15 protein-coding genes are annotated in these 13,575 nt (G+C 69.8%); 10 read left to right on the forward strand and 5 right to left on the reverse strand.

The window, feature by feature from the left end:
* Positions 1-204: 204 nt before the first annotated feature.
* The 4 genes from AAYO93_RS14995 to AAYO93_RS15010 all read left to right on the forward strand — a co-directional run bounded on the left by AAYO93_RS14995 (position 205) and on the right by AAYO93_RS15010 (position 3,204).
* On the forward strand, positions 205-1,194 hold the full coding sequence (locus AAYO93_RS14995; protein WP_345761960.1) for a PQQ-dependent sugar dehydrogenase: 990 nt from the start codon (positions 205-207) through the stop codon (positions 1,192-1,194).
* A gap of 155 nt (positions 1,195-1,349) precedes the next feature.
* Entirely contained in the window at positions 1,350-1,769 is a 420-nt protein-coding gene (locus tag AAYO93_RS15000) for a hypothetical protein (RefSeq protein WP_345761961.1), read from the forward strand.
* Between the two features lie 143 nt (positions 1,770-1,912).
* Positions 1,913-2,419, forward strand: a complete 507-nt coding sequence (locus AAYO93_RS15005) for a SprT-like domain-containing protein (RefSeq protein WP_345761962.1) — start codon at positions 1,913-1,915, stop codon at positions 2,417-2,419.
* A 149-nt stretch (positions 2,420-2,568) separates the two neighbouring features.
* Complete coding sequence (locus AAYO93_RS15010; protein ID WP_345761963.1) at positions 2,569-3,204, forward strand: CGNR zinc finger domain-containing protein; 636 nt, start codon at positions 2,569-2,571, stop codon at positions 3,202-3,204.
* 56 nt (positions 3,205-3,260) lie between these two features.
* On the opposite strand, the gene AAYO93_RS15015 is transcribed toward AAYO93_RS15010, so the two are convergent.
* The 4 genes from AAYO93_RS15015 to AAYO93_RS15030 are packed head-to-tail and all read right to left on the reverse strand — an operon-like array spanning position 3,261 to position 5,317.
* Complete coding sequence (locus tag AAYO93_RS15015) at positions 3,261-3,731, reverse strand: hypothetical protein (protein WP_345761964.1); 471 nt, start codon at positions 3,729-3,731, stop codon at positions 3,261-3,263.
* Positions 3,732-3,791: 60 nt separating this feature from the next.
* A complete protein-coding gene (locus tag AAYO93_RS15020) occupies positions 3,792-4,097 on the reverse strand; it encodes a DUF427 domain-containing protein (RefSeq protein ID WP_345761965.1) in 306 nt (101 codons plus the stop codon).
* A gap of 42 nt (positions 4,098-4,139) precedes the next feature.
* Positions 4,140-4,766, reverse strand: coding sequence for a 2-phosphosulfolactate phosphatase (locus AAYO93_RS15025; RefSeq protein WP_345761966.1), 627 nt, complete (start codon positions 4,764-4,766; stop codon positions 4,140-4,142).
* A complete protein-coding gene (locus AAYO93_RS15030) occupies positions 4,763-5,317 on the reverse strand; it encodes an EVE domain-containing protein (protein ID WP_345761967.1) in 555 nt (184 codons plus the stop codon). The genes AAYO93_RS15025 and AAYO93_RS15030 overlap by 4 nt, the downstream gene beginning before the upstream one ends.
* Before the next feature lie 77 nt (positions 5,318-5,394).
* Between AAYO93_RS15030 and AAYO93_RS15035 the strand changes: the two genes are divergently transcribed.
* The 4 genes from AAYO93_RS15035 (at position 5,395) to AAYO93_RS15050 (ending at position 8,381) form a co-directional block, all read left to right on the forward strand.
* The gene (locus AAYO93_RS15035; protein WP_345761968.1) at positions 5,395-5,811 is read left to right on the forward strand and encodes a YciI family protein; all 417 of its coding nucleotides are present in this window, start codon (positions 5,395-5,397) and stop codon (positions 5,809-5,811) included.
* Positions 5,812-5,821: 10 nt separating this feature from the next.
* Positions 5,822-7,090, forward strand: a complete 1,269-nt coding sequence (locus AAYO93_RS15040) for an RNA polymerase sigma factor (RefSeq protein WP_345761969.1) — start codon at positions 5,822-5,824, stop codon at positions 7,088-7,090.
* Between the two features lie 98 nt (positions 7,091-7,188).
* Positions 7,189-7,698 (forward strand): hypothetical protein, encoded by a 510-nt coding sequence (locus AAYO93_RS15045; protein WP_345761970.1) that lies wholly within the window; start codon positions 7,189-7,191, stop codon positions 7,696-7,698.
* Entirely contained in the window at positions 7,695-8,381 is a 687-nt protein-coding gene (locus AAYO93_RS15050) for a DUF1684 domain-containing protein (RefSeq protein ID WP_345761971.1), read from the forward strand. Before AAYO93_RS15045 ends, AAYO93_RS15050 begins: the two co-directional genes overlap by 4 nt.
* A gap of 17 nt (positions 8,382-8,398) precedes the next feature.
* Here the strand turns inward: AAYO93_RS15050 and AAYO93_RS15055 are convergent, their stop codons facing one another.
* Positions 8,399-10,678, reverse strand: a complete 2,280-nt coding sequence (locus tag AAYO93_RS15055; protein WP_434056645.1) for a HelD family protein — start codon at positions 10,676-10,678, stop codon at positions 8,399-8,401.
* Positions 10,679-10,799: 121 nt separating this feature from the next.
* Between AAYO93_RS15055 and AAYO93_RS15060 the strand changes: the two genes are divergently transcribed.
* Complete coding sequence (locus AAYO93_RS15060; RefSeq protein WP_345761972.1) at positions 10,800-11,642, forward strand: SDR family oxidoreductase; 843 nt, start codon at positions 10,800-10,802, stop codon at positions 11,640-11,642.
* Between the two features lie 232 nt (positions 11,643-11,874).
* Positions 11,875-13,572, forward strand: a complete 1,698-nt coding sequence (locus AAYO93_RS15065) for a DEAD/DEAH box helicase (RefSeq protein WP_345761973.1) — start codon at positions 11,875-11,877, stop codon at positions 13,570-13,572.
* The last annotated feature ends 3 nt before the right edge of the window (positions 13,573-13,575 follow it).

The following is a 13,575-nucleotide window of genomic DNA, read 5'->3' on the forward strand; positions in this document are numbered from 1 at the left end:
GCGAGACGGCGGCGCGCCCGATTCGTCGTGGTCGCCGCAGCCGTCTCGGTCGCGGTGCTCCTGGCCGGATGCACGCTCATCGCACCACAGCGACCGAGCAGCAGTCCACCGGGCAGCGGATCGCGGACGCCAGGACCCTCGGGCACACCAACCGGCGCGCCGGCGCCCGCCGTCACCATCCCTTGGCAGCCGAACACAACATCCGTGCTCGAGACCGGGCTCAGCGTGCCGTGGTCGGTCGTTCCGCTCCCCGGCGGGTCCGCCCTCATCAGCGAACGCGATAGCGCGAAAGTCCTCGAACGGCTGCCGCAGGGCGGCCTCCGCACGGTCGGCACGGTGCCGGGGGTCGCGCCCACCGGAGAAGGCGGGCTCCTCGGGCTCGCTGTGCCGGAGCACGCGGCGACCGCCTTCAGCTGGCTGTACGTCTACCTGACCACCAGCACAGACAACCGGGTCATCCGGATGCCGCTCAACGGGGTCAGCGGGCGCTACAGTCTCGGCGAACCGCAGAACGTGATCGTCGGCATCCCCAAAGCCTCGAACCACGATGGGGGTCGTATCGCGTTCGGACCCGACGGGATGCTGTACATCACCACTGGCGACGCCAGGGACGGCGCCAACGCACAGAGCCTCACGTCGCTCGGCGGCAAGATCCTGCGGGTGACGGCCGACGGCGACATCCCCGCCGACAACCCGTTCGCGGGCTCCCCCGTCTGGTCGTACGGGCATCGCAACGTGCAAGGCCTCGCCTGGGACTCGCACGGCACGATGTGGGCGAGCGAGTTCGGCGAGAACACCTGGGACGAACTCAACATCATCAAGCCCGGCGCGAACTACGGCTGGCCGGTCGTCGAAGGGATCGCGCACGACTCGCGATTCACCGACCCCGTCTACCAGTGGCACACCGACCAGGCGAGCCCCAGCGGTATCGCCATCGTCGGCGACACCATCTTCATGGCGAGCCTGCGCGGTGAGCGGTTGTGGACCATCTGGTCGACCGACGGGCACGCGCCCGTCTCTGTCGCGCCCTACTTCGCCGGGATGTTCGGCAGGCTGCGCGCGGTCGTCGCCGTGGCCGACGGACTGTGGATGCTCACCAACAACACCGACGGACGCGGCAGCCCTCAGGCAGGCGACGACAAGCTCATCGCGGTCACCCTCGTGCCTGCCGTCGGAAACAAGCGACCCGGCTAGTCTGGAATCGACACACGGTCTGGAGCAGCATCCTGAGCATCATCCTCGGTTACGACCCTTCCACCCTTCGCGAGCGCGTCGACCTGCTCGCGGCGGGAACGCGTCTCGACGAACTCGGCGAACTGCGCAGTCTCAGCGCGCTCAACGAGAAGGCGGTGCTGCTGCGACTCGTCGGCCGGCTCGACGAGGCCTGGCAGGTCGCCAACGAGGCGCTGCGACAGGCGCGCTTCACCGGTGACCGGGAGCAGGTGCTCGGGGCGCGCATCCGGCGGGCGCAGGTGCTGCAGTACCAGGGCAAGCTCGACGAGGCCGTGACCGAACTGTCCGGCTGCGTCGACGAGGCGAGGACCCACGACTGGACCGCCCTCGAAGCGTTCGCCGTGCAGAACCGCGGCAAGACCCACTTCGACCAGAAGGACTACACCGCCGCGCTCGCCGATTTCACGGCGGCGGTGTTCCTGCGCGAGAAGCTCGGTGCGTCCAAAGCCGACCTCGAAAGCTCGCTGATCGCGGTCGCTGTAGCCGAATCGTTCCTCGACGAGCAGCGCGGTGGGCCCGGAAATCCTGTGGATTGATCTGGATGCGCGTCAGCGGCACCGCGTAGGATTCGGGTCATGAAAGTGCGGGCTGGCCATACACCGCGGTGCCGCACGGTTTCGGGGCCGACCGCTGATCGCCGGCGCGCACACGCGCACCACCAGCCGCCCGGGCGCCGCTGATGGCCGATCTCGACCGTGTGCGCCGCTGGGCCAACGCCCTCATCGTGCTCCACCTCGACCCTGCGGTGTGGTCGTTCGACTTCGACAATGCGAAGACCAGGGCCGGGCTGTGCAACTACACGGCCAAACGGATCACCGTGTCTCGCTACCTCGCCTCACGGTACGACGACGATGAGATCCACCAGATCCTGCTGCACGAAGTCGCGCACGCGATCGCCGGGTCGCGGGCAGGGCACGGTCCCCGCTGGCGGGGCATCGCCGTCGGACTCGGCTACGAAGGCAAGCGGCTGCACGGCGGCGCCATCGCCGACGACCTCGCACCCTGGGTGGGCACGTGCCCCAAGGGGCACACGCATTACCGGTACCGCAAGCCGTCCCGCGCTCTGGCGTGCGGCGCCTGCTCGCGACGGTTCGATGCGGCCAACCTGATCAGTTGGCAGCACCGCGAGGTGACGACGGCGCAGCGGCGCATGGCCGCGTCGGCCGCGAGCGAGATCGCGGACTGAGCGGGGCGCGTGGCGCTCGGGTGCGTGTGCACACGTTCTGAACTGCTGCATAGGTTCTAACGTGTGCAGCAGCTCAGAAGGCACGGGCTGGGGAGGGCTCGGCGCGAGACGTGTCGGCGCGCGGTGGCGTAACCGGATACTTTGGTTACGTGGCAACGCAGGCGATACTCCCCCAGTCGACCGGGCAATGGATGGACTCCGCGGACGGGCCGCGCTGGTGGTTCGACTCGGGATCCCTGGCGCTCGACTTCGCCTACACGGGCGAGCTCGGGACCGCTGAGCTTGGCGCTGACGTGAGCGCCGCGCCGGCCCGCGAGGGACTGGCCACCGCGGGCGACCTCTCGGCGTGGCTCGTCGGCCGGTTCCCGGAGGTCGCGCCGAGCGCAGGGTCCCGCGAGCTGGAGGATGCGCGTGCCCTGCGCGGCGCGATCAGCCGGCTCGCTCGGGCGGCCAGCGACGAAGCAAGCCTTCCCGCGGACGACATCGACACGGTGAACCTGTTCGCGGCGACGCCCGACATCCCGCCGGCGCTCGACGGCGGGGCGCGGCAGGCCGGGCGCAGCAACGCACGCCCGACTCAGGCGCTCTCGACGATCGCGCGCGACGCCGTGCGGCTGTTCGGGCCCGAAGCGGGAGGCCGCATCCGAGAATGCTTCGCCGACGACTGCTCCTACGTCTACCTCGACACCTCCCGCAGCGGCAACCGCCGGTGGTGTTCGATGCAGCGCTGCGGGAACCGGGCGAAGGTGCGCGCGCATCGTGCGCGGGCGTCCCTGCAGCTGTAGCCCCTCGGCCCCGCGCATCCCGCAGCTGTAGCCGTACGGCTGCGCGCATCCGCGGCTCAGTGCACGAAGGCCTTGAGCAGGATGAGCGCCCCGCCGAGCGCGCCGGTCGCGACGGCTCCGAGCATCCGGGCCCAGAAGCGGGTGCTCCGCTCGCCGACGGCGAGGTAGCCGAGCACCGCCAGGGTGAGGACTGCGGCCCAGAGGGCCAGGTTCACCGCGAGGTCGTCCGGAATGAGACCGAATACCCCGAGCAGCAGGAGCGCCAGCGGCAGGATCATCGCCCAGAGCAGGCCGACAGAGCGGTGCAGCGCCTCGCCGACGGCGTGGCCGGCACCCGAGATGTTGTTGGCGACGATCTCCGCGTAGACGTGGGCGATCCAGAACACGACGACGGTTCCGAGCGTCGTGTAGAAGATCGGCCACGCGTCGGACTTGTAGTTCGAGAAGGCGTAGATCAGGCCCGCGACGAGCACCGTGCCGTAGACGGCTTCGCCGGTGATCACCGCGGAGATGTTGAGACGCTTCATGCCTCCATCCTGCCGGGAACCGCGCGGGCCCCGGCAGGATCGAGACGGTGCGTCAACAGGTCAGTCGTCGACGACCTGGACGTCCTTCCAGAACGCGACGTAGTTGCTGTAGTCCTTGCCGACCCGGTCGAACGAGCTCGGGTACGGAGTGGGATAGCTCCACGCGCGATCCTGCAGCACGCCGTCGCCGTTCTTGACGCTGAAGTACTGGCAGTCGCCCTTCCAGGGACACGTGTACGGGGTGTCGCTCGCCACCAGGTGCTCACTGTTCACGCTCGCCGGCGGAAAATACCAGTTGCCTTCGATGCGGATGAGGTCGGCCTCGTTGGCCTGGGCGATGACGGTGCCGTTCAGAACTGCTTTCACGATAAATCCTCCTGCACGGGGGCAACGTTGCAGCAGTGCAGATCATTCCTGGGCGGCGGCCACCCTGAGAACAGTCACGGTTTCGACGGTGTCGAGCCGGCCGGCCGCGGCGATCGTGGCACGATCGGAGCCCGCTGCCAGCACGGCCTGTCCGGATGCGGATGCGGTGAGAAGGTGAGCGACCGCTCCGCGCAGTCCGGTGAACGACGCGCAGGCCGCCGCGGCTTCGGGCGACGTGTAGTCGATGCCCAGGACTCCCAGCGCGTCGATGACGGCACCGGCGGCGAGCAGGTCTTCGACCGCGAAACGGGTCCCGCCGCCAGACCGCGGCTCACCCGCGGCGATGATCGACACCATCGCCCGGCGGCCGAGACGGACCTGCTCGTCGAGGATCCAGCGGGCGGTCGCGGTCGCGTTCGTCAGGCCGCCCTCGATGATGGCGGCGCCCACGGCGACGGATGCGGCGAGCGCGGTGGCGACGGACGGCTGGTCCTCGGCGGGAGCCGAGAGCGGCCCCACGGCGTCCACCCAGACCACGATGTCGGCGTCGGAGGCGACCGCACGAGCGCCCGCGAAACCCCACTCGAAGCGGAGCTGGTACTTGGCCTGGCCGAACGGATCGGCGGTCGGCTCGGATGCGGTCGGCTCGGATGCGGTCGGCTCGGTCACCGGGATATCGTAGCCCGCGCCCGGTGCGGCTCGTCCGGCGACGGCCGGCGCATCTGGGCACGGATCACCTCGAAGTCGTGCCGCGACAGCTCGATCAGTCCGCGTCGCAGCTGGTAACCCCAGTTCGGGTCCTGCCGGGTGAACTCGAGCACCGGCAGGAGCGGTCGGATGGGCGCCGCCACGGCCGCATGGTCGAAGTCGACACGCCGTCGCCAGGGCCGGAAGTCGCCGTTCTGGCCGGTCATCATCGGGCCGTCCGCCGCTTGGTAGACGTCACCGTCGGCGATGCGCCCGATCGCAGTGAACTCCTTGAGCGGCTCGCCGTCGGGGTACGACGCCTTCGGCGAGTAGTAGACGAACCCGTCGGCCTCGTTCATCCGCAACAAGGGTGCCTTCACACCGTGATTGACCTGTGCGATGCCCTGGGCCACGCCCTGCAGCACGTGGTCGCGCTGCACGACACCAAGCCAGAAGCGGATCGCCATGCTCCAGTTGTAGCGCATCCGTGCGACAGGAGCGGCAGACTGGAGACGACGGGATTTCGCGTCCATGTCGATTCGGGGCCTCGCCGTTCGACGTGTTGGTGAAGGGCATTCCGGCCCCAGCCACGACAAGGAGACGAACGACCATGAAGTACATGATGATCCTGAACTCGGACCCGGAGACGGAATCGTCCTCGGTCGCCAACGAAGAAGACCTGAACAGCATGGGTCGGTACAACGAGGAACTGATCAAGGCCGGCGTCATGCTCGCAGGCGAGGGGCTGCACCCGAGCTCCGACGGCGCACGCGTCGAATACGACGGAGACGAGCGCATGGTCACCGACGGGCCGTTCACCGAGACGAAGGAACTCATCGCGGGTTTCTGGATCATCCAGGCCGCGAACAAGGCGGAGGCGCTCGAATGGGCTCGCCGCATTCCGCTGAAGAAGGGCCGCGTCGAGGTGCGGCAGGTGTTCGACGTGTCGGAGTTCCCCCAGGACAACGAGTACGTGAAGAAGGAAGTGCAGTGGCGCGAAGAGACCGGCCAGTCCCGCACGGCCTGAGGCGAGCGCGATGACCGACGCCGATGTCCGCCGAGTCGACGACGCCCGGCGCGCCGTCGAGGCGGTCTGGCGCATCGAGTCGGCGAAACTCATCGCTGTGCTCGCCCGGATGGTGGGCGACGTCGGCGTGGCCGAGGAGCTCGCTCAGGATGCTCTGGTCGCGGCGCTCGAGCAGTGGCCGTCGAGCGGCATCCCGCGCAATCCGGCCGCCTGGCTCACCTCGGTGGCGAAACGTCGTGCGATCGACGGCTGGCGTCGGCAGGAGCGGCTCGGCGACAAGTACGCGCAGCTCGCCCGCGACCTCGAAACCGAGGGCGGCGCCGACGACCCTGCGCAGCTCGCGGAGGAGGTCATCGAGGACGACCTGCTCCGGCTCGTCTTCATCACCTGTCACCCGGTGCTGACCAAGCCATCCCGGGTCGCACTGACCCTCAAACTGCTCGGGGGCCTCTCGACGGATGAGATCGCGCGCGCGTTCCTGGCGCCGGGTTCGACGATCGCCCAGCGGATCGTGCGGGCGAAACGCACCCTGACCGCAGCGCGGGTGCCGTTCGAGGTGCCCGACCTGAGCGAGTTCCCGCAGCGGCTCGGATCCGTGCTCGAGGTCATCTACCTGATCTTCAACGAGGGCTATTCGGCGACGGTCGGCGACGACTGGATGCGTCCGGCCCTCTGCTACGAGGCATTGCGACTCGGCCGGGTGCTCGCCGAGCTCACGTCGCGCGAGCCCGAGGTCCACGGGCTCGTCGCGCTGATGGAGTTCCAGGCGTCGCGGCTCGGCGCCCGCACCACCGCCGCGGGCGACCCTGTCCTGCTGCAGGACCAGGACCGCGCGCGCTGGGACCGCATCCTGATCAGCCGCGGAGTGGACGCGCTTGACCGCGCCGAGAAGCTCGCGCGCGGTCGGGGACCGTATGCCCTGCAGGCCGCGATCGCCGCCTGCCATGCGACCGCTCCCTCTGCCGCCGACACGGACTGGGAGGAGATCGTCGCCCTCTACGACGCGTTGGCGGAGCTCACCCCGTCCGCGGTAATCGAGCTCAACCGGGCCGTCGCGGTCTCGATGGCCTATGGCCCCGAGGCCGCACTGGAGGTCGTCGACCGCCTCGCCCTCGAAGGCTCACTGTCGTCGTATCACCTGCTGCCCAGTGTGCGCGCGGACCTGCTGGCGCGGCTCGGGCGCACGAGTGAGGCCCGGCACGAGTTCGAGCGCGCCGCCGCACTGACCGGCAACGAGCGCGAACGAGCGCTGCTGCTGGAGCGGGCTTCGCAGCCGTAGCGGGCTCGCGGCACTCGCCACACGGCGACGCTCGGGCGCCACCTGCCGGTGCGCTGCGAATCGTGCACAACGCTCGAATGTCGGGCGACACTGGATGGATGCGCGTGCTGTTGAAGTTCCTCCTCGACTGCGACCCCGACGCTGCGTGGCGCGCCCTGCAGAGTCCGACGTCGTTCCGTGAGGTCTCGTTCCCGTGGGCGGACTTCTCGTCGCTCGAGCCGGGCGGTTTCCCGACAGTGTGGAGCGCAGGTGCGCATCCGGTGCAGGTCCGGGCGCTGCGCGCGGTCAGCGTCGGCGAGCAGGAGATCGACATCAGCTTCCCCGGGGCTCCCGTCGCCGGCGTGCGCATCCTCCGCGATTCGGGAGGAGGACGCAGCGGGATCCTCGGGCTCGTGCCGAAGCTCGACCATCGGATGGCCATCTCTGCCGACCCCGCCGGCCCCGATGCCGAGGGACGCATCCGCACGCTCTACCGTGACCAGCTGATCGTCAGGGCCGGGCTCCTCACACCGGCCGCGTGGTACTCGCTGTGGGCGTTCTGGCAGTGGCGTGGGCTGCGCCTGCGCCAACTTGCTCCGACGTGGGCGTACGATCCGGAAGCATCATGAGCGAATCAGCGATCGCACCCAGCGGAATAGGCGAGCCGGACCCGCATCCGTCCAGCCGGGCCGTCTCGGCCGTTCAGATCGCGGACTGGCGCAGCCGCGTGTTCGCGATGTACGCCTCGGTGAGGCGCATCGCGGCCACCGACCCGGCCGCCGCGCACGCCTACTGGCGGTCGACCCGCGACGACCTGTTCGGCTCGCATCCGGCCACACCGCTGCTGCCGGAGGACCGAGCCGACTTCACTGGACTGCCGATCACGGGTTACGACCCGGAGTGGCGTTTCGAGCTGGAGATCCATCCTGCGCCCGAGGCACGGCGGATGGATGTGGAGACCGGCACCGACGGGATCGTCCCGTTCGAGCTGCTCGGCACTGTTCGCGTGCCGTTCGCGGGCTCACTCGATGTGTGGCGTCTCGCGTCGTACGGCGGCGGGCTGTTCGTCCCGGTGAAGGATGCGCTCGCCGGGCGCCAGGGGGGCACCTACGGCGGCGGTCGCTACCTGATCGACACGATCAAGGGCGCGGACCTGGGTTCGGACGCGTCGGATGGCGACGCCAGCCTGGTGCTCGACTTCAATTTCGCCTACAACCCGAGCTGCGCGTACGACCCCGCGTGGGCATGCCCGCTCGCACAGGCCGGCAACACTCTGGCGGCCGAGGTCCCGGTCGGCGAACGGTACTCGTAGGCGGCGCGTCGCGAGCGCTAGCCGGGGACCGGCGCGGGTCGCACCATCGTCAGCCGCTGCGTCGGACGCGTCATCGCGACGTACAGCGCTGCCGCGCCGCGCGGTGACTCGGCGACCAGCCCGTCCGGATCGGCGAGCACGACCGCATCGAACTCCAGGCCTTTCGCCTCGAACGCGGTGAGGACGGTGATCGGCTTGAGCAGCCCGGCGGCTCCGCGCCCGGCGAACCCGTCGAAACGGCTCGTCAGTTCCGCGGAGACCTCCTCGACGATCGCGGTCGGGGCGATGACCGCCAGCGTTCCGGACGCGAGGACTTCCCGATCCCGGGCGACCGCATCCGCGACCGCCTGTGCCAGCGCGCGCACCGCATCCGAGGGTCCGCCCGCAGCCTCGAGGGTGAGGATCGGCCAGTCGCCTTCGCGCACGGCACGGGCCGGCGTGATCGGGAGGCCGTGGGCGACGGCGAAGCGTTCCGCCTCGCGGGCGATCTGGGCGGGCGTTCGGTAATTGACGGTGAGCTCCTCCAGCCGCCAGTTCTCGCGGAAGTACGGGGTGAGTGCCGACTCCCAGCTGGTCGCGCCCGCCGCAGAGCCGACCTGGGCGATGTCGCCCACGATCGTGAACGAGCGCATCGGGCAGCGCCGCACCAGCAGGCGCCATTGCATCGGCGACAGTTCCTGCGCCTCGTCGACGACGACATGGCCGTAGACCCAGGTGCGGTCGGAGGCGGCTCGCTCAGCGGTGGATCCGCGGTCCTCCTGTTCGGCGAACCCGTCGGCGAGCTGCTCTGCAGTGACGAGACCCTCCACGCCCATGTTCCGGATCGCGGCGCGCGCGTTCTCGAGGTCGCGCTTGCGCTGGCGGTCCCGTTCGCGGGCGCCCGCGTCCGGCTTCCCCGGGAAGGCTCCGAGCAGCTCGGCGGCCTCGTCGAGCAGGGGGACGTCGCTGACGGTGAACGGCGCCGTGCGTTCCCGCTGCAGCAGTGCACGCTGCGTCGCCGTCCAGCGCATCGTCAGTTCGGCGAGCCACGCGGGGCGCGCGAACAGATCCTGCAGGAGCTTTTCCGGGGTGAGCGGAAGCCAGGCTGTGTTGAGCAGTACGCGCACGTCGTAGGACGTGCGGAGGTCCTCCCGGAGGGACTTCACGTCGTCGTCGTCGATCGTCGCGCCGCCCGCCCGGAGCTGGGCGACCAGACTCTCGGTGAGTTCGGCGAGCGCGTGCTTGACGAACGTCACGCGCGCGACGTTGTGGGGTTTGCCGCCCCGCTGGGCGCGACCGATGGCGCGGGCGATCAGTTCGGGCTGCACCTCGAGCTTCACCCCGTCGACGTCGACGGTCTGCGCCGACTCGGGAACGCGCTGGCGGGAACGCACCGCCCGCGACAGCAGCCGGGCCATCTGCGCCGAGCCCTTCAGCCGGGCGACGTCCGGGACATCGTCGTCTGTCGCCTCCACGCCCGGATAGAGCTCGCCGAGACTCTGCATCACGACGCCGGTCTCGCCGAGCGACGGGAGCACCGCCTCGATGTAGCGCAGGAACGCCGTCGACGGTCCAACCACGAGGACACCCGCAGAACTGAGGCGCTGCCGGTTCGTGTACAGCAGATAGGCGGCACGGTGCAGCGCGACCGCCGTCTTGCCCGTACCCGGGCCGCCCTGCACGACGAGGGCCCCGCGGAGATCCGAGCGGATGATGCGGTCCTGTTCCGCCTGGATGGTCGCGACGATGTCGTGCATCCGTCCGGTGCGCTGGGCCGTCAGGGCGGCGAGAAGCGCTCCCTCGCCCTGGACGACCTCGCCGTCGGCCACCGCGGCGCCCCCGGCGGACGGGCTCGCCTCCAGGAGGGTCTCGTCGAACACCTCGTCGTCGATGCGCAGCACCTCGCGCTGCTTCATGGTCAGGTGCCTGCGTGCGCGCACCCCGAGCGGCTCCGCGGCCGTCGCCTGGTAGAAGGCACTCGCCTGCGGGGCCCGCCAGTCGACCAGGAGGGAACGCTGGTCGTCGTCGCGCAGCCCGATCCTGCCGATGTACCGGTGCGTGGGATCATCCACCGAGTCCGAGCCGTGCAGGAGCAGCCTGCCGAAGACGAGTCGCGCATCCACTTCGCGCAGCTGGGCGAGCTGGTCTTCGTAGAGCGCAGCGAAGGCATCCCGCTCACTGCGCGCCTGGTGGTTGCCACCGACGCTCTCGCGGCGGACATCCGCAAGCCTCTGCCCCGTTTCCGCACGGAGCGCGTCGAGTCGTTCGTAGAGCGCCGTCACGACTGCACGCTCACGTTCGAGTTCCGATTCCTGCACGCACACCCCTATCGATACGGGCCGATAGTCTACGTCCTCCAGCCGTGGCTGAACCGTGAGCCGCGCGGCGTAGGATGCTGCGATCGTGCTCCATCGCGGAGCGTTCGAGGGGAGCTCACGCATGGTCCAGCCGATTCTGCTCGTCACAGGCACGTCGACCGGGATCGGCCTCGCGACCGCCGTCGCCGCGGCACGCGCGGGCTTCCGCGTCGTCGCGACGATGCGCGACACGGCGAAAGGCGGGCTCCTGCATGCCGCAGCGCGCGAGGCGGAGGTCGAGTTGGACATCCGCACCCTCGATGTGACCGACGCCGGCTCCGTCACGTCCTGCATCGACGCCGTGATGACGCAGTACGGGCGGCTGGATGCTGTGGTCAACAACGCGGGCGCGGGCCACCTCGGCACCATTGAAGGCGAAACGCTCGACGACGTACGCGCGGTGATGGAGGTCAATTTCTTCGGCGTCGTCACCGTGACCAAGGCCACGCTGCCTCACCTGCGTGAGACAGGCGGCCGGCTCGTCACGATCAGCAGCGTCGGTGGGGTCGTCGGGCAGCCGTTCAACGAGGCGTACTGCGCCGCGAAATTCGCCGTCGAAGGGTTCATGGAATCGCTCACCCCGCTCGCGGCAACCCTCGGGGTGCCCGTGAGCATCGTGGAGCCCGGCGCCGTCAGCACCGAATTCGTGGCGAATGTCGGAGTGGATGTTCCCGCGATGCTGGAGGCGATCGGACCGTACGGTCCCGCGCTCGAGGCCTACCTGGCGCGAACGGCCGCGGCGTTCGACCCGTCGAGGGCGCAGACCCCGGATGCGGTGGCCACTGCGATCGTGGATCTGCTGCTGTCCGAGCACCCGCCGGCGCGGCTCCAGACCTCTGAAACGGCGCGCCAATTCGTCGGCGCGAAGCTCGCCGACCTCGACGGATCGGCCGTTCAAGGCATGACCTCAGGCTGGGTCCGCTAGACTGTTACCACTTGCGAGTCCACAGTTGGGCTCCCTGCGTCGTAGAACGCACCTCTTCACGCTGGCGCTGGGCCGAAAAATCGGATCCCGCCGGCCGCTGTCGAAACTTTCTCACGGCGAACGATCGTGCCGCCGGCACCTTCGCCATTCATCCCCTCCGAGACGACGGCCAGCGCTGTTCGCAGCCGTGACGTGCGCCTCCGTGGGGTTCGATGCCTGAAAGGCACCAACTTTGTCTGAACCCACTTTTGCTTCACTGGGCGTTCCCGCGCCCCTCGTCGCCGCGCTCACCGCCGACGGCAAGACCGAGCCGTTCCCCATCCAGGTCGACACGCTCCCCGACACCCTCGCAGGACGCGACGTGCTCGGACGCGGAAAGACCGGCTCGGGCAAGACCCTCGCCTTCGCACTGCCGATGGTCGCGCGCCTCGGCGGCGCACTCGCCGGCGGTCGTCGCCGCCCCGGTCGCCCGCTCGGCCTGGTGCTCGCACCGACCCGTGAGCTCGCCACCCAGATCTCCGCGACCCTGGCCCCCCTCGCCGAGGCCTACGGCCTCAAGACGACCACCATCTTCGGCGGCGTCTCGCAGCAGCGCCAGGTCGCAGCCCTCAAAGACGGCGTCGACATCGTCGTCGCCTGCCCCGGCCGCCTCGAAGACCTGATGAAGCAGGGCTTCGTCACGCTCGACGCGGTCGAGATCACCGTGCTCGACGAGGCCGACCACATGGCCGACCTCGGCTTCCTGCCTGTCGTCACGCGCATCCTCGACAAGACGCCGAACAGCGGCCAGCGCCTGCTGTTCTCGGCGACCCTCGACAACGGCGTGGACAAGATCGTCAAGCGGTTCCTCCACAACGAGGTCCTGCACTCCGTCGACGAGGTCACCAGCCACGTCGAAGCCATGACCCACCACGTGTTCGAGGTCGACGGTGTCGAAGCCAAGCGCGTCCTCGTGCAGAAGCTCGCCTCCGGAACCGGGCGTCGCATCCTGTTCATGCGCACCAAGCACCACGCGAAGAAGCTCGCCAAGCAGCTGACGGATGCCGGCATCCCCTCGGTCGACCTGCACGGCAACCTCTCGCAGGTCGCGCGTGACCGCAACCTCGCCGCGTTCGGCGCGGGCGATGTGCGCGTGCTCGTCGCCACCGACGTCGCCGCTCGCGGAGTCCACGTCGACAACGTCGAACTCGTCGTGCACGTCGACCCGCCCATGGAGCACAAGGCGTACCTGCACCGTTCGGGTCGCACCGCCCGCGCGGGCAGCGCCGGCGACGTCGTCACCGTTGTGCTGCCGACCCAGCGCTCCGATGTGAAGACGCTTCTGCGCAAGGCCGCGATCAGCGCCGCACCGCAGGTCGTCGACGCCGACTCGGCTGCGGTGAACGCACTCGTCGGCGACGTCGCCGCCTACGTCAAGCCGATTCCTCGGGAAGCTCAGCCCCAGCGCGGACAGTCCCAGGGCGGACGCTCGCAGGGCGCGAACGCTCAGCGCAAGCGCGCGGCACGCGATGGGCGTGACGGCCAGAGCCGTGACGGGCGCGGTCGTGACGGCCAGAGCCGTGACGGTCAGAGCCGTGACGGTCAGAGCCGTGACGGTCAGGGTCGTGACGGTCAGGGTCGTGACGGTCAGGGTCGTGACGGTCAGGGTCGCGGGCAGGCCCGCGACGGCCAGGGACGCGGCCAGCAGTCGCGCGGCGGCTCGTCGGATGCGGTGAACGGCAACGCGCGTCGCGACCGTTCTGGTCGTCCGGCGTCGCACGGCGGCGGAGCCGGAGCCGGGTCGCAGCGTTCGGCTGCGTCGGCCGGTGGGGCTTCGCACGGCAACGCGCAGGGCGGCTCACGTTCCGGCGCGCGCCAGGGTCTGAAGGTCGGCAGCCTCGTCGGCGGAAGCACCGGCCGCGGCCAGGGTTCCCGCCGCGCGCGCGGCTAGCGC

This window comes from Diaminobutyricibacter sp. McL0608 (genome assembly GCF_039613825.1).
Classification (GTDB): Bacteria; Actinomycetota; Actinomycetes; order Actinomycetales; family Microbacteriaceae; genus Diaminobutyricibacter.